17 protein-coding genes and 4 pseudogenes are annotated in these 25,802 nt (G+C 69.3%); 9 read left to right on the forward strand and 12 right to left on the reverse strand.

What is annotated here, in order from left to right; genetic code table 11:
• Positions 1-15: 15 nt before the first annotated feature.
• The 4 genes and pseudogenes from ACFU8W_RS42585 to ACFU8W_RS42600 all read right to left on the reverse strand — a co-directional run bounded on the left by ACFU8W_RS42585 (position 16) and on the right by ACFU8W_RS42600 (position 4,968).
• On the reverse strand, positions 16-1,275 hold the full coding sequence (locus ACFU8W_RS42585; protein WP_384049812.1) for an esterase/lipase family protein: 1,260 nt from the start codon (positions 1,273-1,275) through the stop codon (positions 16-18).
• A 217-nt stretch (positions 1,276-1,492) separates the two neighbouring features.
• A pseudogene (locus tag ACFU8W_RS42590) lies at positions 1,493-1,696 on the reverse strand (transposase); the annotation flags it as partial.
• A gap of 354 nt (positions 1,697-2,050) precedes the next feature.
• Positions 2,051-3,490, reverse strand: a complete 1,440-nt coding sequence (locus ACFU8W_RS42595; RefSeq protein ID WP_384049815.1) for an amidase — start codon at positions 3,488-3,490, stop codon at positions 2,051-2,053.
• Complete coding sequence (locus tag ACFU8W_RS42600; RefSeq protein ID WP_384049818.1) at positions 3,487-4,968, reverse strand: APC family permease; 1,482 nt, start codon at positions 4,966-4,968, stop codon at positions 3,487-3,489. Before ACFU8W_RS42600 ends, ACFU8W_RS42595 begins: the two co-directional genes overlap by 4 nt.
• Positions 4,969-5,034: 66 nt before the next feature.
• On the opposite strand from ACFU8W_RS42600, the gene ACFU8W_RS42605 reads away from it, so the two are divergent.
• The gene (locus ACFU8W_RS42605; RefSeq protein ID WP_384049821.1) at positions 5,035-5,673 is read left to right on the forward strand and encodes a TetR/AcrR family transcriptional regulator; all 639 of its coding nucleotides are present in this window, start codon (positions 5,035-5,037) and stop codon (positions 5,671-5,673) included.
• Between the two features lie 386 nt (positions 5,674-6,059).
• Here the strand turns inward: ACFU8W_RS42605 and ACFU8W_RS42610 are convergent.
• The 5 genes and pseudogenes from ACFU8W_RS42610 to ACFU8W_RS42630 all read right to left on the reverse strand — a co-directional run.
• Positions 6,060-6,752, reverse strand: a pseudogene (locus ACFU8W_RS42610) (HAD family hydrolase); the annotation flags it as partial.
• Positions 6,753-6,838: 86 nt separating this feature from the next.
• Positions 6,839-7,921, reverse strand: a complete 1,083-nt coding sequence (locus ACFU8W_RS42615) for an ABC transporter ATP-binding protein (protein WP_384049824.1) — start codon at positions 7,919-7,921, stop codon at positions 6,839-6,841.
• A gap of 8 nt (positions 7,922-7,929) precedes the next feature.
• The gene (locus ACFU8W_RS42620; RefSeq protein ID WP_384049831.1) at positions 7,930-8,763 is read right to left on the reverse strand and encodes an ABC transporter permease; all 834 of its coding nucleotides are present in this window, start codon (positions 8,761-8,763) and stop codon (positions 7,930-7,932) included.
• Positions 8,751-9,644, reverse strand: a complete 894-nt coding sequence (locus tag ACFU8W_RS42625; protein ID WP_384049834.1) for an ABC transporter permease — start codon at positions 9,642-9,644, stop codon at positions 8,751-8,753. Before ACFU8W_RS42625 ends, ACFU8W_RS42620 begins: the two co-directional genes overlap by 13 nt.
• An 8-nt stretch (positions 9,645-9,652) precedes the next feature.
• Positions 9,653-10,807 carry an ABC transporter substrate-binding protein gene (locus ACFU8W_RS42630; protein ID WP_384049837.1) on the reverse strand — a complete coding sequence of 385 codons (1,155 nt, stop codon included), beginning with the start codon at positions 10,805-10,807 and terminating at the stop codon, positions 9,653-9,655.
• Positions 10,808-11,041: 234 nt separating this feature from the next.
• Here ACFU8W_RS42630 and ACFU8W_RS42635 point away from each other — a divergent pair, with 234 nt between their 5' ends.
• Both ACFU8W_RS42635 and ACFU8W_RS42640 read left to right on the forward strand, forming a co-directional pair.
• The gene (locus tag ACFU8W_RS42635; RefSeq protein ID WP_384049840.1) at positions 11,042-11,791 is read left to right on the forward strand and encodes a GntR family transcriptional regulator; all 750 of its coding nucleotides are present in this window, start codon (positions 11,042-11,044) and stop codon (positions 11,789-11,791) included.
• 245 nt (positions 11,792-12,036) lie between these two features.
• A pseudogene (locus ACFU8W_RS42640) lies at positions 12,037-12,252 on the forward strand (alkaline phosphatase family protein); the annotation flags it as partial.
• A gap of 142 nt (positions 12,253-12,394) precedes the next feature.
• On the opposite strand, the gene ACFU8W_RS42645 reads toward ACFU8W_RS42640, so the two are convergent.
• Positions 12,395-13,657, reverse strand: a complete 1,263-nt coding sequence (locus tag ACFU8W_RS42645) for a vanadium-dependent haloperoxidase (RefSeq protein WP_384049843.1) — start codon at positions 13,655-13,657, stop codon at positions 12,395-12,397.
• A 583-nt stretch (positions 13,658-14,240) separates the two neighbouring features.
• A complete protein-coding gene (locus ACFU8W_RS42650) occupies positions 14,241-14,936 on the reverse strand; it encodes a hypothetical protein (RefSeq protein ID WP_384049846.1) in 696 nt (231 codons plus the stop codon).
• A gap of 565 nt (positions 14,937-15,501) precedes the next feature.
• Between ACFU8W_RS42650 and ACFU8W_RS42655 the strand changes: the two genes are divergently transcribed.
• From ACFU8W_RS42655 to ACFU8W_RS42680, 6 genes are all read left to right on the forward strand, one after another.
• Entirely contained in the window at positions 15,502-16,050 is a 549-nt protein-coding gene (locus ACFU8W_RS42655) for a GNAT family N-acetyltransferase (RefSeq protein ID WP_384049849.1), read from the forward strand.
• Positions 16,051-16,638: 588 nt separating this feature from the next.
• Positions 16,639-17,127 carry a sigma-70 family RNA polymerase sigma factor gene (locus tag ACFU8W_RS42660; RefSeq protein ID WP_384049851.1) on the forward strand — a complete coding sequence of 163 codons (489 nt, stop codon included), beginning with the start codon at positions 16,639-16,641 and terminating at the stop codon, positions 17,125-17,127.
• Positions 17,124-17,816: an anti-sigma factor family protein gene (locus tag ACFU8W_RS42665; RefSeq protein ID WP_384049854.1), complete on the forward strand. Its 693-nt coding sequence runs from the start codon at positions 17,124-17,126 to the stop codon at positions 17,814-17,816. The genes ACFU8W_RS42660 and ACFU8W_RS42665 overlap by 4 nt, the downstream gene beginning before the upstream one ends.
• Positions 17,817-18,745: 929 nt before the next feature.
• Positions 18,746-22,159: a PQQ-binding-like beta-propeller repeat protein gene (locus ACFU8W_RS42670; protein WP_384049857.1), complete on the forward strand. Its 3,414-nt coding sequence runs from the start codon at positions 18,746-18,748 to the stop codon at positions 22,157-22,159.
• A 73-nt stretch (positions 22,160-22,232) separates the two neighbouring features.
• The gene (locus tag ACFU8W_RS42675) at positions 22,233-23,531 is read left to right on the forward strand and encodes a hypothetical protein (protein WP_384049860.1); all 1,299 of its coding nucleotides are present in this window, start codon (positions 22,233-22,235) and stop codon (positions 23,529-23,531) included.
• Between the two features lie 650 nt (positions 23,532-24,181).
• Positions 24,182-24,796, forward strand: a complete 615-nt coding sequence (locus ACFU8W_RS42680) for a hypothetical protein (RefSeq protein WP_384049863.1) — start codon at positions 24,182-24,184, stop codon at positions 24,794-24,796.
• 764 nt (positions 24,797-25,560) lie between these two features.
• Here the strand turns inward: ACFU8W_RS42680 and ACFU8W_RS42685 are convergent.
• Positions 25,561-25,802, reverse strand: a pseudogene (locus ACFU8W_RS42685) (FUSC family protein); the annotation flags it as partial.

Below are 25,802 nucleotides of genomic sequence, written 5' to 3' on the forward strand. Positions count from 1 at the left end.
TTGAGGAGTGGCAGGTCAGCCGAGCCAGGCGGCGATCTGGGCGCGGGCGGAGGAGTGCCAGCCGAGTTGGAGGTGGTTGGCGGTGGTGATGAGGGATGTGCCGGCAACGTTGGCGATGCCGGTGCGGTCGAGGGCACTGTTGATGAAGACCACGCCGTCGCTGGGGCCGCGGTTCTCGTTGTATATGCCGAGGACGTTGGGGGATCCGCCGGCGAGGAGATAGGTGGCGACGGTGCCGGGGATGCCTGCCTTGTGGAGGGGGGTGATCAGGGAGCCGGCGTCGATGGCGGTCTGGATGCCACTGCCGGAGGTGTAGAAGCCCTGGCCACCGTGGTAGGTGGTGTACCAGTCTTGTTGGGTCATGTCGATGCCGTAGGCGGTGTCCCAGCGGGCGAGCATCTGGCGCTGTCCGGGATAGGCGTCGTAGCCGTTGGTGGGAGTGAAGGCGAATTCGGGGTGCGCGGTGTAGGTGCCGTAGCAGGTCATGTAGAGGTGGGGCGAGGGGGCGTTGACGCTGCCGCCGCATTGGGGCCAGACGCTGAAGTCGTGGGCCCAGCCGTGGGCGTAGGGGTAGTCGTACCCGCCGTTGGGGCCGCCGAGAGTGATGAGGCGGCGTACGTCTCCGGCGTAGGGACGTCCCCAAGTGGGGCGCAGTGAGGAGACGTAGGCTCGGGTCGACATCTCCCCCTTGCTCCAGCCGACGAGGTCCACCTGGCTGACGCCGAGCCGGTCCTTGATGACGTCTATGGCGTCGCCGACCTGCTGTGCCTGCATCAGGTTGTCGCCCTGCTTGTGGGCGAAGTTGATCGCGAAGACGCGGTAGCCGCGGTCGGCGAGGTACTGCATGAGTCCGGTGCTGGGGCAGGAGATGCTGCCGCAGCCGTAGCCACCGGCTTCGCCGGGGTTGGCCCAGGCGCGGTCGGCGTTGTCGTTGGCGCCGTGGACGAGGAGGACAGGGGTCGGGTGACTGCCTCTGTTCCAGCCGGGGGCGGAGTAGAGGAGAAAACGGCCGGAGTAGGGCTGCTTGACGCCGTTGAAGAAGGTGCGTCGCTGGCCGTCCTGGTCGCCTCGGCCGTCCGGGGGGTACTGCTCGGAATGAAAACCGCTGGTGGTGTCGAGGTAGCGGTCGACGCGTTCCCAGCCGTTGGCAACGGTGGTGTAGGTGGCTTCGAGGGTGAGGTAGGTGGGTGGGGCGGCGTGGGCCGGTGTGGTGGCTGCTCCGAGGCTCAGCAGTGTGAGAAGCAGGCCGAGCAGGGTGCTCGTTACTCTGCGCATCGCGGCTCTCCCGTCAGGGGCGGGCTCGGTGGTCCAGGTCCGCCACAGTAGGGCGGTGCGGGAGACCACCCCCATGGGGCGGACAGCCATAGATGCGGGTCGGGGGGGTGTGCGGTGTCGCCATGTGCTGAGGGACGCGTGGGCTCCTCGGAGAGGGGCTCGGTGATGCGGGGGCAATCCCGCGGATGCGGATGCGGTTGCGGTTGCGGTTGCGGTTGCGGATGTGGATGCTGATGCGGGCGGCCTCGGCTGCGAGGTCCTGGTCGAAGCCGACGAGGACGGTCAGCTCGGCGGTGATCTCGTCGCCGAGCTCCAGCGAGCGCAGGGTGTGGGGCATGCTGCGGATGGCGTCCGCGATCACCGCGGCGTCGCGGGCATCGGTCTTGGCCCGGTCTGATTGACAGTCATGCCGGGCCCGGAGGCCAGCGGCCCTCTTGCAGGACCGCGAAAAAGATAACGGGGGCTTCCTCCGCGGCACTTCAAACCCGCCCGAACCGGACGAGACAGGGAACATCTCCCTTGAAGGGCGAGCCCAACGACCAGGATCCGCGGCGGAACAGGCGATCAGGCCGCGCCCGGCAAGGGATCAGGCACCACCGCCACATCATGACCACCCACCTCCTGCGCGGCCCCTGCTGCGGCGCCGGCACCGGCGCCGTCGGCCTCGTCCTCTGGTGGATCGAGCAGCGCTCGTAACCCGGAGCCGCGTCGGTTGAATTGCGCAGACGTATGTGAGGGACCTGAGCCGACGATGGTCAGGTCCCTCTTCGCGTGATCAGATACCCTCCCCGGTCAGATCCGGACGCCAGACGGGATCGGCCCACCAGCGGTGGATCTCTTCCGCGGTGGCGCCGATGTGGAAGGGAGTGGCGTCGTCGTAGGCGCGGCCGACGATCTGCGCGCCGGTGGGGACGCCGTTGGCGGCGCGGCCGGTGGGGATGTTCAGGACGGGGTGGCGGCTTGCGACGTTGAAGACCGGCGTGAGAGCGGCGCCGAGGTAGAAGTCGAGGTAGGTTCCATCGACGGTGACGCCGTGGTCGACGTAGTCGTCGTCGGCGAGGAAGCCGGCGCTGCCAAGGGTGGGGCAGATGATGGCGTCGTAGTCCGCGAACACGTCGGCCAGAGCCTGCTGGACGTCGGCCTCCATGCTCAGGCCCTTGAAGAAGCCGTGGGCGGCGAGGGCTTGTCCGGCCCGGTCGGCGAAGCGGCGGGCGTAGCGGCTCAGCCGGTCGTCGTCGCCGAGCTCGGTGATCATCGGCCCGAAGATGGCGCCGTAGTGGATCAGGGCCGCGGTGAACACGGTCTCCTGAGTGATGGGTATCGCGACTTCCTCGACCTTGATCCCGGCGTCCCGCAGGGAGTCGGCCAGGGCGCGGGTGTTCGCGGCGACGTCCGGATCGATGGGGAAGTCGCCGATGGTGACCGCGAAGGCGACCTTCAAGTCGCGGGCCTTCGCCGCGTCGGGGACCACCGGCCGGGTCGCCGGGAGTGACACGGGATCCACCGGGTGCGCGCCGGCGATCAGGTTCTGCAGCAGCGCGGTATCGGCGACGGTGCGGGCCATCGGTCCGTCGTGGCAGTAGGTGTCCAGGTTGAACGGGGGCATACCCGGAACCCGGGCGTATGGGGGTTTGAACCCCACCACTCCGCACAGCGAGGCGGGCAGCCGGATGGAGCCGCCGATGTCGGATCCGGTGGCCAGGATCGTGGTGCCCGCGGCGAGCGCGGCGCCGGAGCCGCCGGACGAACCGCCCGGCCCGTAGCCGAGGTTCCACGGGTTCCGCGTGACTCCCCACAGCGCGGACTGGGTGAACGCCGCACACGAGTACTCCGGTGTCGTCGCCCGGGCGTGGACCACGCCGCCGGCCGCAAGGACGCGCTCCACCACCGGGTGGGTGATCGGCGAGGGAGTGTCGTCCGTGAGCAGGGATCCGAGGCGGAGCGGAAGCCCGGCGATGGGCTGCTCCTCCTTGACTGCGACGGGGATCCCCTCCAGCGGGCGCGGCTCGCCGCCGCCCCGGCCGGCGTAGCGGGCCTCGGCCTCGACCGCGGCGGCGCGGGCACGCTCCTGGAGCCGGTCGCTCAGGGCGTTGACGGCCGGCTCGACGGCGTCCGCCCGGGCCTCGACCGCGTCAAGGACCTCGACGGGTGACAGCGCCATGGTCCGGTAGGCCTCCAGCAGTTCGTGCGCGCTGAGGTAGTGCAGATCTGTCATGAAGCTTCCTTCGTGTTCTGTGTCGCATCCGTGCTGGCGAGCAGGGCGTAGAGGTCGGGCCGGCGGGCCCGGAGGCGGAGCGCGTACCCGGCCCCGCCGAGGCCGAGCAGGACCACCGGGCTGAGCAGCGCGCCGTTGATCCAGCCGGTGCGGCCGGTGAGCAGTTCGAAATTGGTGAGCATCAGGTACAGGCCGGCGGTGAGGCCGACCGCGGCGAGCGCCGGAGCGGCCTTGACCCGTGCGAAGTGGTGCCCGCGGTCGTCCTTCCAGAAGAACCGGATGACCGCGAGTGCGCACAGCACCTGGAGGGCGACGATCCCGATGATCCCGACGCCGTTCGTCCACAGCAGCAGCTGCATGTACGGGTCGGCGTGGACGAGCGCTGCGAACACCACGACGACCGCCGAGACCGCAGTCATGACGACGCTGGCCACGTGCGGCGAGCTGTGCTTGGTGTGGGTGCGGGCGAGCCTGCGGGGCAGGAGCCGCTCCCGGCCCAGGGCGAACAGGTAGCGGGTGCTGGCATTGTGGAACGCGATGAGCGCCGCGAAGATGCTCGTGACGATGAGCACTTCCATCACGGACTTCGCCGTGTGTCCGACGAACTTGTCGGCGAGGTCGAAGTACATGTTCCCGAAGTCGTCGGACTGGGCCAGGCTCACGACGCCGTCGGCTCCGAAACCGACAGTCGCGGCCCAGGTGGCGAACGTGTAGAACATGGCTAGGAAGGCAACGGCCAGGTAGGTCGCGCGAGGGATCGTCCGCTTCGGCTCCCGCGCCTCCTCCGAGTAGATCGCGGTGCCCTCGAAGCCGATGAATGCGCCGAGGACGAGCACGAACATCCCGCCGGCGCCGGCGCCGAACACCTGGTCGGGCTGGAAGGAGCGGGCTGACATGCCCTCCGGGCCTCCGGTCACCAGCACGGCCACCGCCACGACGATCAGGATGAGGACCTCGGCCGCCATGAACACCCCGAGCACTCGGGCGCCCACGTCGATCTGGCGGTAGCCAAGGCATCCGACGACGGCCACCGCGGCCAGCGCCCACAGCGGCCAGGGAACTGTCACACCGGTGAGGTCGGCCAGGGTGTTCCGCGCGAAGAAGCCGAACGCCCCGTAGAACCCGGTGCAGATCGCGCAGTACGAGAGCAGTGCGACCAGCGCTGCCCCGACGCCGGCGGGCTTGGCCAGGCCGCGGGAGATGTAGGCGTAGAACGCTCCGGCGTTCGCCATGTGCTCGGACATGGCGGTGAATCCGACCGCCAACACGATGTAGACGACGCCGGCGAACAGGTAGGCCGCGGGCGCGCTGATGCCGCCCAGCCGGAACGCCAGGGGTGCACTGCCGGCGACCACGGTCAGCGGCGCGGCGGCGCCGACGACGAAGAACACGATGTCGAAGGTGCGGAGCTTCCCGCCGGCGAGCCGTCCGACGGGAGCGTCGGGAACGGGACGGTCCTCCGAGATTGGTACAGCCATGAGCGGCTCCTGAGAGACACTGGAAACGTACTTAGTACGGTAAGGTGTACGGAGTATGCTGACCGGGTGACCACAAGTCAAGAGACCCAGCGGCGACCTCGCGGATCGCTGTCCCGGCAAAGCATCGGCGCCGCGGCGCTGCGCGTGATCGAGCGCGACGGACTTGACTCCCTGACCATGCGCCGAGTCGCGGGTGAGCTCTCCTGCGGGGTGATGAGCCTCTACTCCCACGTGACCGATGCCGACGACCTGCGCGGTGTCGTGGTCGGGCAGCTCATCGACCGCTTGGACCTGCGCCCGCACGAAGGGGAATCCTGGCAGGACGCGACGCGCCGGATGCTGAGCACCTACGCGGACCTGGCCGCATCGTTCCCCCGCTCGTTCGAGCTGCTGGCCCTGGCCGACGCCGACCAGTGGCCGGTCGCCCCGCACATGGAGCGGCTGGTCGACCTGCTCGTCACGGCGGGGCTGACCGAAGGGGACGCCCTGACCGCGCTGAGCGTGATCGACGCCTACGCGTCCGGATTCCTCGTCATAGCCGTCCGGAACCGGCCGACCGTCGCCTCGGCCGAGCGGGCCGCCCCGCACCGGCACGATCAGCTCGCCCGGCTGCACCACCTCGACTCCTACGGCACCGGGTCGGAGGTCATCATCGCAGGGCTGGAACAGCGCTTCGAAGGGCATCGTGCCGGGCGAAAGCCATGATGAACGTCGTTACCGTCACCACCGATTGGCGGCCGGTCGCCTGAGGCCCGCGTTCATTCCCGTCCGTCGGACGCGGATGCGTCGGGCACGGTGGAGTTGTCCACCGAGGGCCTTCCGGGGGAAAGGGTTCTGGGCCCGCTGGCTCCGCTGCTCGGGCAGTGCGCCATGCCGGCGGGTGGTGAGCTCGTCGTCGAGGAAGCGCGGGCACCGGGGGGAGGGCGGCCTCGAAGACCGGGTCACACTCGCGGCCGAGGGTGCGAGGGCGGGGCCTGGCGGCGCCTTGTGGTAGGGGCAGGAGCGGATCCGTCGTCGGGCCCGCCCGGGACATGCGTCCCCTGAGCCGACGTCGGTTCGCTGAGTGCACGCGGCCCCGGCACCCCGGCCCGCACCAGCGCACTCAGCAGACCCGGGGACGCCTCTTTGAGGCTCCCGAGAACCGTGCGCCGGGCCGTCGGCTCGATCGGTGCAACGGACGGGACCGCGAGGACGTGGCAGCCCGCCGCCTCCGCCGAAGCGACGCCCGTGGGAGTGTCCTCCACGGCTACACAGGCGGCCGGGACCACACCCAGGGCTTGGCAGGCAGCGAGGTACGGCTCGGGGTCGGGTTTCGTGCGGAGCGTGTCGTCGGCGGTGACCGTGGTGGTGAACCGGCCTGCGCCCAGCGACTCCAGGGCCTTGACGACAGTGTCGGCGACGTGCCGCGGCGAGGCCGTGACAAGGGCGGTGGGAACGCCCTCGCCGCGCAGTGCCACGAGCAGTTCGACTGCGCCGGGGCGCGGCACGACGTCGGCACGCACCCGGGCCGCGAACTTCCGGTGGAGCTCAGCGGCGACCGCGCCGACCGGCGCGCCGGCGGCCCGGCCCAGCACCATCGCTGTGTGCTCCACGGGGCGGCCCAGCACATCCGGCTGGTCGACTGCCGAGAGCGCGTACCCCAGCCCGGCGGCCACCTCGTCGACGGCCCCCCACCACAGCTGCTCGGTGTCCACGAGGGTGCCGTCCATGTCGAAGAGCACGGCTCCCAGCGCGGGTGACTGGACGGGGGTGGCGCGGGAGTGCTTCACGGAGGTCTCTTTCAGAGGTTCGGCGTAGTGCGGGTGCTGGCGTATGGCAGGACAGCCCTCAGCCGTCCGGCGGGCATTCCGGATGCGGCGGGCGTCGGGTCTCAGCCGCGCCGCGCCGCGACCAGCACCGGCCGGTCCGGGAGGGCCACGGTCACGGCGGCGCCCGGGGCGAGTGCCGCTGCCTCGTGGGTCTGCAGGTCGGCCTTGATCTCGGTGCCGTCGGCGAGGCGGACGGTGACGCGAGTGACGGCGCCGAGGAAGGCGGTGGCGACGACCTGGGCATCTCCGGTGTCGTCTGCGGTGAGCTGGACGGCCTCGGGTCGTACGAGAACGTGTACGTCGGTGCTCCCGCCCGGCTCGCTGTCCACGGGCAGCCGTCGTCCCAGGACCGCCACCGTCGTGCGTCCGGCGTCGAGGATGCCTGGGATCCGGCTCATGGTGCCGACGAACTCAGCGACGAAGGCAGTGGCGGGTCGCGCGTACAGTTCGGCGGGGGTCGCGCACTGCTCGAGCCGCCCCGCGCGCATCACGGCTACCCGGTCGGCCATCGACAGCGCCTCTTCCTGATCATGCGTCACCAAAAGTGTGGTGATGGCGAGTTCCTGCTGAAGGCGGCGGATCTCCTCGCGGAGTGTCAGCCGGACCTTGGCGTCGAGCGCGGACAGCGGTTCGTCGAGCAGCAGGACTCGCGGGCGCAGCGCGAGCGCGCGGGCGAGCGCGACGCGCTGCTGTTGCCCGCCGGAGAGCTGGTGCGGGAAGCGTTCGCCCATGTCCCCGAGGCCGACCAGCTCCAGCAACTCGCCGGCACGAGCGCGCCGCTCGACTCCTCGAATCCTGCGCATGCGCATCCCGAACGCGATGTTGTCGAGCACGCTGAGGTGCGGGAAGAGGCTGTACGACTGGAAGACCATCCCGGCATCGCGACGGTGGGCCGGCACCCGGGTCACGTCCTCGCCGTCGACGAGGACCTCGCCGGAGTCCGGGTGTTCGAACCCGGCGAGCAGGCGCAGTGCGGTGGTCTTGCCGCAGCCGGACGGGCCGAGCAGGGCGAGGAGTTCACCGGGCCGCGCGGTCAGGTCGAGGCCGTCGAGGGCGACGGTCGCGCCGAACCTCCGGCGCATACCGCGGAATTCGACGGTTGCGGCGCCGGTCGTGGCAGCCTTCTCCGGCGTGGTGATCGTCATGGTGGGGGTCATCCCTGGGAGGCGGTACGGGAGGGGGTGCGGCGGCCGCCGAGGGTGGCGACGGCCAGGAGGAGTGCCCAGGTCATGAACAGGCTGAGCACGGACACGGCGACGGACATCTGGGCCTGCGAGCCGCCGATGCTGTAGATCCAGACGGCGAATGGCTGGAAGCCGAGGAGCTGGGCGACCGTGAACTCGCCCAGCACGAGCGCCAGCGTGAGGAACGCAGCGTTCAGCAGCGCACCGCGGAGATTCGGCAGCACCGCGCGGACGAGGGCCTGCGGCCAGCCCGCGCCGCAGCTGCGGGCGGCCTCGACGAGCGTGCGCACGTCGACCGCGCGCAGCCCCGCGTCAAGGGCACGGTGGACGAACGGCAGAGCCATCACGACGTAGGCGAGGACGAGCACAACCGGGAAGTCCGGGTTCTGGAGCGTGACGAACGTCTGGAAGAGCGGCGTCGCCGAGAGGTACTCGGGACCCCACTTGAGGACCGTTCCGATCCCGGCGACGAACGCGATCGGCGGGACGATCAGCGGCAGCGAGCAGACGACCTCGACGACAGGCCGCAGCCGGGGCGCGCCGAGCCGCAGCGCGACCATGGCGGGCACCATCAGCAGCAGAACGACCGCGATCGTGGCGGCGGCCAGTTCGAGGGAGAGCACCAGGCTGGGCAGGAAGCCGTCGGTGCCGAGGATCCGCGCATACGCGTCGACGTTCAGGCCCTGACCCGGCACGTCGACCGTGAAGATGACGGACGCTGCCAGCGGCACCAGGAAGTACAGTGCGGCGACGGCGAGGACCGCGACCCGCCAGGGGCGCAAGGTGGTGTTCAGGCGAGCCATCGTGCGCTCCGTCGTTGCAGGGGCAGGTACACGGCCATCACAAGGCCCGCGACGAGGACCATGTCGAGGCTGAGTGCCAGCGCCACGTTCTCCTGGCCCACCAGCACGTTGCCGGAGATGGCATCGGCGATCTGCAGCGTGACCAGCGGGACCGAGCTGCCGACCATCGCGGCGGCGGTGGCGTAGGCGGCGAACGCGCTGCCGAACAGCAGCACCAGGCCGCCGAGCAGCGACGGCGTGAGCACCGGCAGGGCGACGTGCCGCCAGTACTGCGCAGCTGTGGCGCCGTTGTTCTGCGCGGCTTCGCGCCACTGGGAGCGCAGCCCCTCGAGGGCGGGCGTGATGGTGAGGACCATCAGCGGGATCAGGAAATAGAGGTACGTGAGAGTCAGGCCCCAGAAGCTGTACAGGGTCCAGCCCGTGTCGGCGAGACCCAGGTGGCTCGTCAGGACGCCGGAGTTGCCGAGCGTCGCGACGAAGGCGAAGGCGAGCGGGACGCCGCCGAAGTTCGCGAGCACCCCGGAGGCGGTGAGTACGGCTTCGCGCAGTGCGCGGAAGCGGGAGACCACCACGGCCTGGGCGAGCAGCAGCCCGAGGAGCATACCGATGGCCGCCGACACGGCGGACAGCTTGACGCTGCCCAGGAGCGCCGTCAGATAGGCACCGTGCAGCGACCCGGTCAGATTTGCGGTGGTGTAGGACGTGGCGCCGGTGGCCGGGTCCTTGACGGTGAAGGCGCCGTTCAGCATGGCCAGGGCCGGGATTCCGAAGGCGATCGCCACGAAGACGAGCAACGGAACGACGGCGAGCCATCCGGCACGCCGGCGCCGCCGACCGGAGGGTGCGGCGTCGACGCGGGCAGGCACAGAAGTGACAGTCATGCCGGAGGTCATCCCGAGACGGCCTTGCCCCAGCCCTGGGCGATGATGCCCTTGGCCTTGTTCTGCTGGGCCTCGGTCGGGAACGCGACCGAGCCGGAGACCATGGGGAGCTTGGCGGCGGCGTCCTTGTCGAGCGTCCCGGCCTTCTCCATGGCGGACATCAGCGCCGGGCGGGCGTAGCCCTTGAGCCAGAGGTTCTGCCCCTCGACGCTGTACAGGTACTCCTGCCAGAGGCGGGCGGCGGCGGGGTGCGGCGCGTCCTTGGTAATGGCCTGCGAGTAGTACTGCGCGTACTGGCCGTCTGACGGGACGGCGACCTTCCAGTCGACCCCCTTGCCCTTGAACTCGTCCGCGTAGCCGGCGTTGAGGTAGTCCCAGTCGATGCTGATGGGCGTCTCGCCCTTCTCGACGGTTGCCGGAGTCGACTCGACCGGCGTGTAGTTGCCGTTCTTCTTCAGCTCGGCGAAGAAGTCCAGTCCCGGCTGGATTTCGTCGAGGGAACCGCCGTTCGCCAGGGCCGCCGCGTAGACGCCGCCGAATGCGGAGCCGGACTTGGTCGGGTTGCCGTTGAGTGCGACCTGGCCCTTGTACTCGGGCCCCAGGAGCTCCTTGAAGGTGGTGGGGCAGTGCTTGACGCGTTTGGCGTCGCAGCCGATGGAGACGTAGCCGCCGTAGTCGTTGTACCAGCGCGCCTGCGGGTCCTTCTGCGCGGCCGGGATGTCGTCGTACGAGGCGACCTTGTACGGGGCGAACAGCCCCTGCTGGGCTCCGCTCAGCGCGAACGAGCTGCCCAGGTCCAGCACGTCGGGGGCACGGTCCTGGCCCTTGCGCGAGGTGACCGCGTTGATCTCGTCCTGGCTGCTGCCGTCGGGGTTCTCGACCTCGATCTTGATGCCGTACTTCTTGGTGAAGCCGTCGATCAGCGCGCCATAGTTGGCCCAGTCACGGGGCAGAGCCATGGCGTGCAGCGTGCCCTCCTTCTTCGCCGCGGCGACGAGGTTGTCCATGCCGCCGAAGTCCGCCGCGGAGGTTGCGGTGGCGGCCGTCCTGCCGTCGGGGGTCGCAGCGGACTGGCTGGTGGCTGCGCCACAGGCGCTGAGGCTGAGTGCGGCGACGGCGAGGCCGCCGGTGAGGACGGCGATCCTGGACAGGGACACGGTCACGATCTCTCCTGGGGTGGCGCCCCGGACGGCGGTTCCCGCGGGGGCTCGACAGAGGACTTGTCTGAACAAGTTGACCTCAGTAGGCACGCACTCCATGTCGTCTCGGTGAACAGGGAGGCAAATCCGACCCCCGTTCTTCTGGACACTCGCCGGAGGCCTTCCGGGGGAGCGGTCCCCTTCCCGTCTCGTCTAGGCTGGTTCATCTGCACACTGCGCACAGCACGAGAGGGGACCATGACAGCCCGACACGAGGAGATTGCCGAGGAGTTGCGCCGGGCGATCGATCGCGAGGAATACGCGGTGGGCAGCAGGCTGCTCCCGGAGACGGAACTCGCCGCCCGCTACGGCGTCTCGCGCGGCACCGTCCGCCAGGCCATCGCCGCACTGACGTCGGAGGGGCTGATCGGGTCCCGGCAGGGCGCGCGACGCGTGGTGCTCGCCAGCCGCCGCAATCAGAGCTTCGCCGAGCTGCGCAGCTTCGCCCAATGGGCGCGTGCGATGGGCCGTACGGCGACGGGCCGGGTGGTGTCCTCGGAGTACCGCCCCGCGACCGCCCAGGACTCGGTGCGCCTCCAGGCGCCGGCCGGCGTTCCGGTGCTCCACGTCCTGCGGCTGCGCGGCCTGGACGGGGAACCGGTTCTCCTGGAACGGACGGTGTACGCGGACTGGATCGCTCCGGCTGTCGAGCGCATCGAGGCTGACTGTCCGTCAGTGACGCAACGGCTGTTCGCGGACACAGGGCTGGTCTTCGCGTACGGCGAGCATCTGATCGACGCGGTCGCGGCGGGCGCGCAGGACGCCGAACTGCTGGGTGTGCGCCGCACGAGTCCGCTGCTGCGGGTGCGCCGGGTCACAACCACCCGCGAGGGCCGCCCGGTCGAGTGGTCCGACGACCGGTACCGCTCCGACGCGGTGAGCTTCAGCGTCCACAACTCGATAGGCAACAACCCACTGGCCCGTCAGACAGGCCCGGGCGCGACGTGAGTCCGACGAAGGCAGACGGTGGCCGCCGGACCGGAGCCGCACCGGATCTCGACCTCCTGGGCCAGGCGTTGCCGTGACGTCCCGTCCGCGCTGCGACGCCGGACACGCCCCCGCGCTGCCGGATTCGCGCGCCGGCACTTCCTGGAGGAGACACCGGCGAGCGCAACCGACAACCAACCAGTCCGCCGGTGGGGAGACGGAACTCCAGCCCACACACGGCCTCCTGAAGGGTGCTCACGAACTCGGAGTGCCGTGCTCCGGGCCTCCTCCGAGATGTGCAGCGCCTATCGAGTTGTGCGAGAGCTGACTTCGACAGCCTCCGTGCCGACGTGAAGGCCGGCAAACTGCCCGGGATCTCGTGGATCGTGGCGCCCGAGGCTTTCACCGAGCACCCGAACTGGCCCGCGAACTACGGCGCCTGGTACATGTCGCAGGTTCTGGACGCACTGGGGTGGCCGCCCGGGCGCAGGGGGAGCGCCAGGGCGGCCGGCCAGGAGCGGTTGACGGCGGATCCCGCCCAGCCTCTGGCCGGGCGGGGTCCACGGGCGACTGGCAGCGGAGCAGAGGCGTGCGCACAGTCGAGGCGGTGTTCGCCTGGCCGATTCAGTGCTCCTGGAACAGCGACTGGGCGTGGTTCAGGACGTACCTGGCGACATCGGTACCCAGTTTGACCCCGGCCTCGTCCGCGAGTCGGGTGTGGATGCCCAGCCAGACCCGTGCGTCCGTGTTCTCCAGCGTGAGCTGGTGCCATGCGGTGTAGGTGCGGACGACGCCTGGTGCGGTGACGCTGGTCAGGGTGAACGGGGCCGCGCGCGGTCCTACGAGGCCGGTGAGCACGGCTTCCGTCGCGCCTGCGTAAGTGTTGTGGCCGCTGGGGTAGTCCGGGTGGGCCGGGGTGGAGTGCAGTGGGGTCCATGACGGGTCGGCGGGGGTCTCGCCGACGCCGGTTCGGATCGCGGTGACGGGCCGCCACAGCGGGTAGGTGTACTTGCTGTCGGAGGTGGCGATCTGGGTGTCCACCAGCGCGGCGTTGGCCAGGGCGACGAGTTCGGCCTGCTTGAGCAGCGGCTGGTGGGAGGTGGCGGCGAGCGCGACGCGAATCGGCTTGGTCCACAGGGCCAGCGAGGAGTCGAACCAGAAGTTGGCTGTGTCGGTCTGCTGCGCGGTGCGCACGGTGCTGTTCAGCTCGCCGAAGTCTCGCACCTCCTTCAGGTCGGCCTGGTACCGCTTGGACGTCAGTGCGGGAGGCGCGGGCAGCCGGAACTGGCTGCCGCTTTTCAGCAGGAACGGCCGGGCGAACCGGCTGCCGTTCTGGATGGCGGGGGCGAACGCGGGCGGGGTGGGCTGCCAGACGCCTGGCGCGGCCGGCGGCACGGTGAAGGGGGCGTTCACCGAGGCCGCATCGAGGCCGTCTCCCTCGCGGTCGTGCAGGACCTCCAGCGCCTGGTGTTCGCCGGCTGCGACGCCCAAGGATTCGGCCGGGCCGTCGGGGATCCGATCCAGGGTCCGCTCCAGGGCGGCATCCACTTCCGGGGCACGGGCGGGCACCAGCTCGACCAGGGCGCGGTGCACCGCGGCAGCCAGCGCCGCGTCCTGGTAGTCCTTGCGGTCGACCTCAGACGGCACGTGTTGCAGGGCCCGCGCCGCCGCGATCCAACTGATCGCCCAAGTACGGCTGTTGGAAATCTGGGGGAGTGATGAGCCAGCCGTCGCGATTGCGTCGCTTGTGGTGTCGTACCACGCGAGTGCCACGGAGGTGCGGTCGTGCCCGGGCACAGGGGCTGCGGCGACGTTCGGCGCTGCGCCGGAGGCGACCAGCAGTGCCGTGGAGGCCACCAGGGCCGCACGGGTCTTCGGGGAGTTCAAGGGAGTAGCTCCTCATGGTGGGTGGGGCCAGGTGTTGGCACGTCTGTCCGGCAGTCATGTGCGACGGGACGTGGAGAATTGAGGACCTTGCGCTGGCCGCAGCAGGTTCCCGGACTGAGGCCGTGGGGCCTTGTCTCCGGGAACCTGCGGAGTCCGGTGCCGTGTCGGACCGGACGTCCTGCCCGCGGCTGGTGCCGTGACCGGCAATGTTTGCCCCATGAGGAGCGTCGTCCAGTGCGTGCGATCGCATGCGTGCGATCGCAAGGCGGCCGGAAGTCCTCGTACTGGAGCTACCAGGGCTTTTGGCCGACGCGGCGAGCGGGTGTGCTGGGCGGCGCGACGGGGCAAAGCTTGCCGGCAGGGGCACTAGGGGTGCCGCTACGGGCAGGGGGTGGCGAGTCCGGGCAGTGCCCAGGCATGTCTGCAGCCGAGCAACGGGTGTCCGCAGGGGCCCACGTACGCGGCAAGGGAAGACAGCCGAGACGGCATCGGCGTCGCTCCGTCTCATCGGCACCGGCGCGCACTGCGGCACACGCGCAGGCGTTCACAGGTCCAGCGGCGGCGGCCTTCTGACCTGGCGGGGTCAGGCGGGGTCGGCGTTGATGTGGAAGGGGACGGTGACGATGTTGGAGGCGACGCCCATCAGCTTCAGGTCCTTGGCGTCGATCTTCCCGTCGCCGTTGAGGTCCTTCACGACGCTGGGTGCGTCGTTGTAGATGCCGTCGTGGTTGAGGTCGTCGACGACGGCGACGCTCAGGGAGGTGTCGACGTTCTGCCCCACGATGGGGGCGCCGACGATCCAGGTGTCCCACAGTTCGGTCTTGTTCGGGGTGCGGTTGGTGACGCCGGAGAGGTTGAACAGGTTGGCCAGGTTGGTGCCGGGCCCGGAGAAGCCGGGAAGGGTGCTGTTGGTGGTGGAGTCCAGCACGACCAGTCCAGGGATCTTGTCGTCCTGGCCGGTGGAGAACGTGCCGGGGAAGGGGGCGATGTTGTTGTGTGCGGCCGGGCCGGTGAGCTGGAGCCCGTTGAAGCCGGTCTGGGCCAGGGTCTTGCCCCGGAAGGAGAGCTTCAGGTCCACGAACCAGCCCTTGCCCTCCACGCCCGTGTTGTCCCCGGGCTTGGGCGCCAAGACCTTCACCTCGACCGGGTGCTCTGCGGTGGAGTCGGACGTGTCCAGGCTCGAGGCGTTCGCGCTGGACAGCCCGGAGGCGGCGGTGCCCAGGCCGAGGATCACGGCCGCACCCGCGCCGAGGGACCAGCCGAGCTTCTTCTTCCTCATGACTTGTTCTCCTGAGTGTTGGGAGGCTTGCGGTCATGTGTACGACCACCTGTGGCACCCGGTTCAACCCGCAGGCCGACGAGTGTTCTGCGCCGGAGATTTGTCGGCAGAAGTGGGCGAGGGAATCGAGGTTTCCTCGGCTGTCTTGGTCCAGATGAACGGCTTGAGGTCTTCGTTCCAGCTCTTGACCCGTGATCGGATATCGGCTTCCAGGGCCTGCACGTTCTTGTATGCGCCGCCTTTTTCCCCGCACCGGCGGCGTGCTGGTGTGCGCGGGAGATGGCCGATTCGACCGAGACATCCCAGGTGATCAGGCCCTCGGTGTCGGCCCGGGCCTGCAGATCGGTCACGATCCGCGCCCAGGTTCCGTCGCGTTGCCGGTGGCGGAACAACCCGTACACCGTTTCGTCCACTTCGTGGCCGACCCCGCTTCTTCCCCACCGGCAGCAACGGCTCCAGCACTGCCCACTGCGCACCGGTCAAATCACCACGAACCACGCGCCGAGATCATCTCAGTAGTGGATTACGCGGGTACCCCACTGCTCACAGGCCCTAACGTTGGTCCATGCTCAAGATGCCGTCACGGGTCGAACTACACCCGCTCACCCTCTCCGACCAGGACGAGTTCTGCACGCTCGTGCAGGCCAGCTCCGATCTGCACTTGCCATGGATGCAGCTACCCGCGACCGCGGAGGAGTTCCAGGTCTGGATGCGCCGCTTTGACGACGGCACCAACCAGGGCTTTCTGGTCCGTGTCCGGGAGACCGGCACAGCCGCCGGCATGGTCAACATCAACTCGATTATCCGGGGCCGCTACCAGGGCGCGTCTCTCGGCTATGCGGCCTTCGCCCCGTCCGCCGGGTACGGATACATGACCGAAGGGCTCGCCGTCACCCTGCAGCACGCCTTCACCGACCTGCGGCTCCACCGGCTGGAGGCCAACATTCAGCCGGCGAACAAAGCATCCCTGGCCTTGGTCCAGCGGCTGGGCTTCCGCTACGAAGGGGTTTCGCCCTCCTACCTCTACATCGACGGGGGATGGCGGGACCACGAACGCTGGGCCATCACCGCACCACAGCCCTGGACACCCGATCCGTCCCTTCCCGAGGTCTGATTCGCACAGCGCCGCTCATGAAACACGCTCTAGTTCCGCGGTGACAACGAGGAAGCAGCCCCGTCAATCACGTTTGAAGCCCGGGCTCGCCACCCTGCGCCGACCGGCCACAACCTGCCAAGATTGCCGGATCCAACAGCACAGGGTTGGATCGTCCGGCGTCCATCAAGCTTGCGGGACGAGGATGTCGTCCAGCGCGCCCGTTCTTCTCGACGCCGACCCCGTGTCAGCGGTCCCGTGCACGCCCCTGCTACAAAGGGCGCTGACAGGCCTTCGCTCCAACAAACAGCGAAATTCTGACTTCGTCCGCTGTGTGCGGGTGAACTTGAACCCCCAGCTCGTCGTATACGCAGTCGCAAGGGCACGCGACAAGTGCCTCAGGACACAAGAAACCGCAGGTCGCAGCCGTCCTCGAAGACGGTGCGGCCGGTGCGGTCATGTATGGAAGTGAGTCGGATGGATCGGATCCGGTTCCGCGCCTCCCCGGGGCGCGGACTGTCCACCGCCTGCAGCCCGGGCCCGACGATGCTCCAAGCGACCCTAACCTGCGAGACGAGGCCATCGAGCGTGACGCCGGACGAGCAGTTGATGACTGCGTTGTACACCGAGCACCACGATGTGCTGCTCTCCTTCGTGCGCAGGTACGTGCGCAGTCCTGAGCAGGCGGAGGACGTCGTGCAGGAGACGCTGCTGCGGGCGTGGCGCCGCATCGACAAGCTCGAGCCACGCCACGCCACCGTCCGCTCCTATCTCTTCACGATCGCCCGCAACGTGCTCACCGACGGCTGGCGCGCCGAGCAGCGGCGTCCGGAACCGCTCTACGACAACGAGGCGCTCGCGGCTGTACCTTCTGCCGATGATGTGGAGTCGGCGCTGGAGGGGCACCTGGTTACCGCAGCGTTGGAACGCTTGTCCAGCGAGCATCGTGATGTGATCCAGGCGCTCTACTTCGAGGGGTTGACCGTCGCCGAGTCCGCGTCACGGCTCACGATCCCGGAGGGAACGGTCAAGTCCCGCGCTTACTACGCCGTACGCAACCTGCGCGCAGCCTTTGAAGAAATGGGAGTTCTACGGTGAGCACCGACCACGATGACGTGCGCATGCTGATCGGCGCGTATGTGCTGGGCGGCCTCAGCGAGAGCGACCGCCGCGTTCTGGAGTCCCACCTGCCCATGTGCCAGGAATGCCGTGACGAGCTCGCGCGCTCGGCCCCGCTGGCGGGACTGCTGCGCCGTGCCCCGGGTATGCCCGCGGCCCCTCCGCAGGCCACGCGCGAGGCCGACACCGATGCGGCGTCCCCGGCTTCGTCGGGCGGGGTCGACCGCCTGCTGGAGCAGGTCCGCGCCGCCGATGTCGCACGCAGGCGCCGGGCTCGTCGGCAGTGGCTGGCAATGGCTGCGGCCCTGATCGTGGTTGCCGGGCTCGGACTGGGGTTGATGCTGCCGTTCCGGCACTCGACCGGCCCGGCCACGGCCTTCACGGCGGCCGCCGGGTACTCCGTGTCCGGCCGTGCCACGCTCACAGCCAAGCCCTGGGGCACCGCGGTGAGCGTCACCCTGGCCGACCTGCCCGCAGGAGCATCAGGACCCTTCGTCCTCCAGGTCTCCTCGGTGGACGGCCGCAAGGAGCAGGCGGCGACCTGGGCGATCACCCCCAACGGCACCGCCGCCGTGACGGGGGCGAGCGCCGTGCATCTTCCCGACATCCGATTCATCTCCGTGCTGGACCATGCGGGACGCCTGGTCGCCACGACCCGACCGCTCTGACCTGCCTCGGCCACCAGAGCCGCGCACCGCCCCACTGCCGGGCCGACGGGATGGTCCCGCCTGCCCTGACGAGGTGCCACACGCCACTGATCTGACGTCTTTGCCTCTGCAGAGGACTCTGCTGCCTCATTCGGGGCTCGGGCTGCGAGTTGGTGGCCGAGGCGGGTGAGTCTGCTGCGAGGTGACCCCCGGTGTGTGGACACGGGGGTTCATGCTGCGGGTGAGAGCTTGTCTCTCCTGTGGTTGTGCTGTTCGAACTCCATGGGGGAGAGGTGGGAGAGCGCGCTGTGTCGGCGTCGGGCGTTGTCGCAGGTGAGTCACCGGAAGCTCGAGCCTCGCCTGAGGCATCGTCACGAACACTCTCCGGTACATCGTTTCTCGCTTCCATGCCTGCGGGTGGGCGTCCCTGGTCGGGTGCGGGGTGAGGGGGGTTCGGCCAGGATTGCGGTGGTGAGCCAGTCGAGGACCGGGGGTCGGGAATGACCTGCGGAACGGCGGCCTGCCGTTCGACCCGCACCGGCCACGCTGTGAACTCCCACTGCATCGCCGTATGCGCGAGTCTCCGCCGAGCTGCTCGGTTCGTGGATCGGTTGAATTGAAGGCAGAGGTGGAGCTTTCCGAGCAATGCGGTTGATTGCTGCAAGGAGTGGAGGGGCGGGGCCTGTTCGGCGGGTTGGTCCAGCTGCTGCCGACGGTGGCGACGGCGTTCGCTTCCGCGTGTGTGCAGCAACCCGGGTTGGCACGATGCGCGCCGCTGTTCTGTCCCGTCCCTGGGCAGTATCGCGTGTCCTTCAAGGTCTTCCGCAACCGAGCAGCGGCGCCGCCATGGGAGACCTCGCGCGCCCTCGCATGAATTCCGGCGGACCGTTCGATGAAGACTATCGCTTTCAAGGCCGGGAAGTTGTCCAGTCAAGCTAGCTTCCTTGCCCATGAGATTCCTTCGCAGAGCAGCAGGTCTAGGCCTTACGCTGCTCCTCTTCATCCTGGGCTTCTGTGCGCAGCCCGCTGCGGCGCATGTGTCACCGGAGCACGCCGAACTCGTCATTTCGACCAAGGACGACGTCACCAGTGGGCGGCTGATCGTCCACCATGACGTGGTGTCACCGCAGAAGGCAGGTGCCTGGGCGTCGCACCTGCTGAGCGCGAGCTGCCCTGCCACCGGCTCCGGCGTCGCCGGGGACGGCGGTGGCGTTCCCGGCGGTGTGGTGGTCGAACTCGCATGGAGCTGCCACGTCGACAAGCTCGACCTGAGCGCAATGCTGCAGCAGGGCGGACTGACCCAGGTCGTCACCGAGTTCGACGGAACCACGGTCAATGCCAACGCCCAGACCCCCGTCGTCGACGCATCGGGTGCCCACGCGCTTCCCACCTTCCCGTGGGCAGCGGTGGCGCTCGGCATCGCGGCGGCCGCGGCGCTGCTGCTCGTGGTGTGGCGGATCCGCACCGGGCGCCTCCAGTTCGCCCAGCCGGTAGCCAGGGTGCGCGCCGGCCGCGGGCGGATCAAGCTGGCCGCTGTCGGCGCGGTGACGCTGTCCTGCCTGGCTCCCCAAGTGGCCTCGGCGGCGCCGCTCGCCGAGGGGGCAGCGGCGACCGCGAACACAGTCGCTGTCACGGGCACGGTCTTCGAGGACGCCAACGGCAACGGCAAGCGCGACGCGGGCGAGGCTGCGATGCCCGGGGTCGATGTCACGGACGGCGCCGTCTGGATGACGACCGGCCCCGACGGCTCTTACACCCTGCAGATGGACCCGACCCGCCGGGAGACCGACCTCGTCAGCATCGTCTCCCCGAACGGCTACACCCCCGCACTGCGCGACGACTACGTCCCGGAGTACTTCCACAAGGTGCCCGAGGGCGGTCCGAGCACCGGCATCGACTTCGCCCTGGTGCCGGACAAGAACGCCGCCAACCCCACCGAGAAGTGGCTGATGGACTCCGACGGTGAGGTGTCCAACACCTCGGACGGAGCCGCGCGCAGCACGCTGCCGGAGTGGACCGGCCAGGTCGAGGCGATGTCCCAACTCGACGGCGCGTCGATGGTGATCGCGACCGGCGACCTGACGGTCACCGACTACGCCTCGGAGCCCCGCCGACAGGTTGGCTACGACCTCTTGCACAAGGGCCTGGTCGACGGCAAGCTCGGCATGCCCTTCTACCCCGTGGTCGGCAACCACGACATAGGCGGCACCGCCACCTCGCAGGGCTATGCGGGCAGCCTGGAGTACTTCCGCCGCAACATGGGCCCGGAGTGGTACAGCTTCGATCGCAACGGGCGGCACATCGTCGTCCTTGAGGACAACTACGACTCCAGCGGCCTGAAGCCGCAGCTGGAGTGGCTGCGTGAGGACCTCAAGCGCCACGCGGTCGGCAAGCAGGTGCTGGTCTTCGCACACCGGTCGCTGTTCACCCAGTGGGGTCCGGGGGCCGGCATGCAGCCGACCATCGACGAGCTGTCCAAGTACGACGTGCGCATGTTCGCCGCGGGCCACAACCAGCAGGCCGAGTACCGGCGTGGCGCCTTCGACCGCTCGGTCGAGATCAACAACCAGGGCAAGTACGGCATCGACGGTTCCCACCCGGACTACAAGATCCTCGACTTCAAGGGCATCTACGACGACCCGGACACAAAGCGCAACGAGGACACCGGCTACGTCATGGGCACCCACCGCCAGTTCGACGTCCGCAACGCTGTCGCGCTGGTCAGTCCCGCCCAGGGCAGTGTGTACGGCAACAGCGCCGGGATACCGATCCAGCTGTACGCGGAGGACGCCGGGCGCACCCCGGCCACGGCTTCGCTGACCCTTCGCGACTCGCGCGGCCACATCGCCTGGCACGAGGAGCGTATGAAGTTCGGCAGCGGAGTTCGTAAGACCGGCATCGAGAACTGCTACACGCCTCCGGGCGGCACCCCCGAGCCCTGCCCGGAGACCCGGACCTCCTGGACCCGGGTCGGCGACCACCTCCCTGGCCTCCGGCCGGACACCTACACGGCCGAAATGACCGCGGTCGACACCCGCGGCAAGGCGTGGCGCACCATCACCAACACCTTCACGGTGGTGCCCGAATCCAAGCTGGCCACCCCGAAGACCGGTCAGGACTGGCTGCGCCAGGGCGGCGACGAGGCGGGTCGCTCCGCCAGCGGCGACAACCCGGGCACCGAGCTCGACCTGCAGTGGGCGGCCAACACCGGCGAGCAGTTCAACCTCAACGGGTCGGTCGTGGTGGACGGCAAGGTGATCGTCTCCTCCAGGGCGTTCGACTCGCCGAACCATATGATGCTGGCCTACGACATCAAGTCCGGCCGCGAGATCTGGCGTACCTACTTGGACGGTGACGCCGAGTCGGCACCGACCTACCACGACGGCAAGGTCTACATAACCACCGCGGTCGGCCGGATCTACGCGCTGGACGCCGAGGACGGCCACGTCGTCTGGCAGGCGGTGGAGAAGGAGGAGCAGCACGGCAACACCGTCCGCCGCTATGGGCGCGCCGGTGGTCCGGTCACCGTCTTCGACTTGAAGGACGCGCAGCGCACGGTCGCCGTCTACCAGGACTGGAACAAGATCCAGTGCCGTGACGCCAAGACCGGCGACCTGCTCGGCGGCTTCAACGGCGCGACGAACTGGGGTCAGTTCCACAGCACGGCTGTCCGCCGGCCCGGCTCCGACATCGCCTACCTGCACACCGACTCCAGCAGCACCGTGGTCGCCATGGACCTCGTCGGCTGCCGCCAGCTGTGGGCGAAGGGCACCGACGGCGGCATCGACAGCCACTCCTCCCCGACCCTCACCGATCCGGCCCAGGGGGACCCCCAGCTGGTGACCGTGACGACGAGCGGTGCCCGCGGGCACGACCTCAAGACCGGCAACGTCCTGTGGCAGTCCGCGGCGAACGACCCGTGGACCTGCGAGCCCGGCAAGGCTCCGCTGACGAGCCCCGCCATCTGGGGCGACATCGCCTACATAGCGGGCCGCGACGGCGTCATCCGCGCCTACGACACCAGCGCGGCCGACCCGTCCAAGCCGCTCTGGGAGACCAAGGTCGGCTACCTGCCCGGCAGGAGCCCGATGGACGACAAGTGGCGGGTCGCCCAGGGGTGCACCGAGGGTCCCGGTTCGCCCGCGATGCACGCCCTGGCCACCAAGGACCTGGTGTATGCGGGCACCCGGGACGGCCGCCTGGTCGTCCTGGACCGTGTCACCGGCAAACGGCTGACCGAGTACAACCTCGGCGCCAGTGTGACCTCGGCGCTCTCCGTCAGCGGTGACTGGGTGATCGCCCTCACCGACGACGGCACGCTCCACGCACTGGCCGCCCGCCACCCGCGCGGCAACGGCAGCTGACTCACCGTCCGCGAGTTGCCTCCCCCGCAGGGGAGGCAACTCGCGGCGCTCCACTCCCGACGGGACCACCACTGTGCACACCCTCCGGACCACCCGCACCCACGCCACACGTCTCGTGCTGATCGGCCTGGCAGCCGTATGGGCGCTCCTCGGCGCCGCAGGCACGGCCGAGGCGCACCCCTTCGGCACACCGCCGGTCGCCCAGGTCAGGGCCGAAGGCCGCACCGTCGAGGTCACCTGGTCGGCCCAGCGCAACGACCTGGACGTCATGCACCAGGCTGCCAGGGGAGACGAGGCGGCCTACCTCGGCTCGCACATCACCATCCACCAGGACGGGCGCGCATGCCGGCTCGGGGCGGTGGACACTGCGCGGCTCGCGAGCAAGGGCGCCGTGATCCACTACACCTGCCCCGAACCCGTGGACACGGTCGCCTTGACCATCACCGCGCTGATCGAAGTCGACCCGGCCTATCGCACGATCTCCGTGACCAAGAAGGGTGGCGGCGGCCTGCACACGGCGAGCGAGCCCACCCTTACTCTCGCCCTCGACGGAGCCGGCAGCTCCGCCGCCACCGCATCCACGGGGTCGACGACCGTGTGGACCACAGACCTTGCGGCGCTGCTGGACCACGGCGTCGTACTGCCCCTTGCCCTTCTCGTCTCGGCAGCGGTGGGCGCCTTCCATGCATGCGCCCCCGGTCACGGGAAGTCGCTCGCCGCCGGGTACCTCGTGGGCGGCCACGGCAGGGCACGGGACGCCGTGTGGCTCGGCGCCGTCGTGGCCGTCATGCACACCGCATCGGTCGCCGTACTCGCCGTGGGCTGGTGGCTCGCCGCCCAGCACGCACCGGACGTCGCAGCGGTGACGAACTGGCTGCAGCTGATCGCAGCCCTGGTCGTGGTCGCCGTGGGCGTCGGCCTGCTCCGGCGCCATCTGACCAACCGGAAGCACGATCACAGCCATGGCCATGGCCACGATCACAGCCATGGCCACGATCACCACCACGGCCACAGCCACCACGTCCCGACGTCCAAGTCCCTGCTCACCTGGCGCGGCATCCTGCTGCTCGGCACATCCGGCGGCCTGCTCCCCTCCCCGTCGGCGTTCCTCGTCCTCCTCACCGGGCTGCTGAGCGGCCAGGTCGGCGCGGCGATCGCGTTGGTGGCGGCGTTCGGTGCCGGAATGGCACTGACCCTGACCGGCGTCGGCCTTGCGGTACTGCGCGGTCGCGACGCGTTCCTCGCTCGAGCTTCGACCTCGCCTGTGCTACGCACCTGGAGTACCCGCATCCCGATCGTCGCGGCCTGGGCAGTCGTCACCGGCGGCACCGTGGCATCAGCCATCGCCGTCGGCCGCGTCCTGGCATTTTGATGCTCGGTGTGCAGCGCGGCGACCTCGGAGCGTTCGGGATGCGCCCAGTACGCAGCAGTGGGTCCAGGACTCACTCATGCGTACTGGTTAGGAACGGTTCGGGTGGGTGGTGTCCGGCATGTCGGTGGTGCTTTGGTGCTTTGGTGCTTCGCGCGGCTGCGGCTGGCGGTCGTAGCGGCCAGGACGGTGCATGGCCAGCCGGTGATGGGGATTCAGGCCTGGTCCCGGTGGTGGGGTTTTTCGGGGTGGGGTCGGTTACTGGTGGTGGGGGCTTTCGAACCGGAGCGGGCACCAGTTCTTCGGTGATGGTCGTTCAGGGTGGGTCTTTTGGGTGCTTGGTGATGGTTGTTCAGGGTGGGGCGTGGTTGTGGTTTTGGTGTGTTGGGTTGGGTGGGATGCCCTCGGCGGGGTGAGCGGGTGTCAGTGTGTCGCTCGGAGGGTCTAATGATGTGCCAGGCGTGGTTACTGGCCTATTTTTTGGTGGTCTGTCAGATGGTGGTGGGGTTGTGGTGGGTGTTGCGTGTACACCCGGTCGGCCTCCTGGGGGCACACGTTCGGTATTTCCGATATGACAGCTATTGGGGTTGTCAGTACGTTCGTCTCAGTTCGGCTGTCCGGCCGACGGTGTCTCTGAGACAGGAAGTAGTGATATGACCACGCGTACCGTGGCCGTGGCCGCTGCCGCAGTAGGCGCAGCGGTCCTGGCCACCACCGGTATCACCTATGCCTCGGCAGCCGGGTCCGTCCAGGCTGCCCCGTTCGTTCAGCAGGCCGCTCCTGGCGCGGTTGTCTTTGGTGATGTGGGCGGTGGGAATGACAGGGGGAACGAGGGCCGTGGCAACGGTCGTGGCAACGGCGGTGACAACGGTCGCGGTGACGGCGGTGGCTACGGCGGTGGCAATGGTCGCGGTGACGGCGGTGGCTTCGGTCGTGGCGATGGTCGTGATGGTGGCTACGACGATGACTATGGCGACAGGGAGGGGCGGATCCAGTTCAACGAGCGGACGTACTCCGCTCACACGGATGGCTGTATCACGGTGGTGAGCGGTCTGGGCTCGCGGAGTTTCAACGTCCGTAACGACAGCCGGAAGACCGTGGAGGTCTTCAGCGGGGTCACCTGCGACGACGGGTCCCCGGTCGCGACGGTCGGTCCCTGGAGCACCAGTAACGGTGTCTTCACCCGCTTCGTCCGCGGGGGCGTGTGGGTCAAGCACGGTGTCGTGGGTAGCTTCCGGGTCGTCGACAACTACCGGGACAGGTGGTAATAGGGCCGCCTGTCGCATGGAAATCCCGGCCCGTCGGAATCGGGCCGGGGTTTCCGGCATAGGGGGGCACATCGCGGCGGGTGCCCGGTCCCGGGCGGCCGCACCACGTGTGAGGCCCACGCCCGGTGCCCCATAACACCTGCTACGCCATACTAAGTGTTTGCCGTGTCCCCCGCGTGTCGCGCTGGGCGGGCCCGGTCGGCCACGGTCCCGCGAACTTTGTTCCAGGGCCCGCGGGCCGAGGCGCCGGGTTGTTGTGGCCGGGTCGTTCCGGCGGCGGCCGGGCGGCCGCAGGGGACGCGCTTACGGCCAAGACCGCGCAGTCCCTTGCGTATCGGGAGCAGGGCAGCCGGGCCCGGCGCAGGGGATTGCCCCGGCGGCAAAGGGCCTGGACCTGCGGTCCCTTTCCTGCGGCGCTTTGGCGGTGGGGCGAAACCTGCGTCACCGGCCCTGGTGGTCTGTTCCTGGGCATCCGGCACGGGCGGTGCGGTACCGGGTGTCGACTGTTTTGGTGAGCGTGCCGGGCTCGCTCCGGGGCCGGGGTCATCGTCGTGCCGGGAAGCGGTCTGGTCTCTTCTGGTGGCCGAAGGCACCCGCAAATGCGGCGATGTGCCTGTGCGGGCCCGGACCGTCCTTGACGGCCCGGGCACCCGGCTCCACAGACCGCGCCCGCCCGCCGCATGCGCGTCCGCTCGCCCGCTGTGCCCGCCCCTGCCCGCTGCGCTTGCCCGCTGTGTCCGGCCGCGGGGTCTGTTGCCTGCGTGTCATTCGGGGCTGAGCGCCTCCGTCCCCGCCTCCGTCCGTTCTCCGAGTGTTTGGGGTGTGTACGGGGGGAAGCACGGCAGGATGTACAGCAGTTGCAGGCCGGGTGCGGCCCCGGCCAGCCGTGGGCCGGCCACCGCCGCGAACGGGAGCAGGAACCCGATCACCAGCATTCCCGCCACCGCGGCCCAGGTGTGTACCGCGAGCAGGGTTCCGGCCGTCACGAGGATCCAGCCGGCGGGGA

This window comes from Streptomyces sp. NPDC057565, assembly GCF_042801455.1.
Taxonomy (GTDB): Bacteria; Actinomycetota; Actinomycetes; order Streptomycetales; family Streptomycetaceae; genus Streptomyces; species Streptomyces yanii.

Bases quoted from the DNA above. Each gene is read 5' to 3' on its own strand.
- ACFU8W_RS42585 (WP_384049812.1), bottom strand. From the start codon at position 1,275: ATGCGCAGAGTAACGAGCACCCTGCTCGGCCTGCTTCTCACACTGCTG.
- ACFU8W_RS42595 (WP_384049815.1), bottom strand. From the start codon at position 3,490: ATGACAGATCTGCACTACCTCAGCGCGCACGAACTGCTGGAGGCCTAC.
- ACFU8W_RS42600 (WP_384049818.1), bottom strand. From the start codon at position 4,968: ATGGCTGTACCAATCTCGGAGGACCGTCCCGTTCCCGACGCTCCCGTC.
- ACFU8W_RS42615 (WP_384049824.1), bottom strand. From the start codon at position 7,921: ATGACGATCACCACGCCGGAGAAGGCTGCCACGACCGGCGCCGCAACC.
- ACFU8W_RS42620 (WP_384049831.1), bottom strand. From the start codon at position 8,763: ATGGCTCGCCTGAACACCACCTTGCGCCCCTGGCGGGTCGCGGTCCTC.
- ACFU8W_RS42625 (WP_384049834.1), bottom strand. From the start codon at position 9,644: ATGACTGTCACTTCTGTGCCTGCCCGCGTCGACGCCGCACCCTCCGGT.
- ACFU8W_RS42635 (WP_384049840.1), top strand. From the start codon at position 11,042: ATGACAGCCCGACACGAGGAGATTGCCGAGGAGTTGCGCCGGGCGATC.
- ACFU8W_RS42650 (WP_384049846.1), bottom strand. From the start codon at position 14,936: ATGAGGAAGAAGAAGCTCGGCTGGTCCCTCGGCGCGGGTGCGGCCGTG.
- ACFU8W_RS42655 (WP_384049849.1), top strand. From the start codon at position 15,502: ATGCTCAAGATGCCGTCACGGGTCGAACTACACCCGCTCACCCTCTCC.
- ACFU8W_RS42660 (WP_384049851.1), top strand. From the start codon at position 16,639: ATGACTGCGTTGTACACCGAGCACCACGATGTGCTGCTCTCCTTCGTG.
- ACFU8W_RS42670 (WP_384049857.1), top strand. From the start codon at position 18,746: ATGAGATTCCTTCGCAGAGCAGCAGGTCTAGGCCTTACGCTGCTCCTC.
- ACFU8W_RS42680 (WP_384049863.1), top strand. From the start codon at position 24,182: ATGACCACGCGTACCGTGGCCGTGGCCGCTGCCGCAGTAGGCGCAGCG.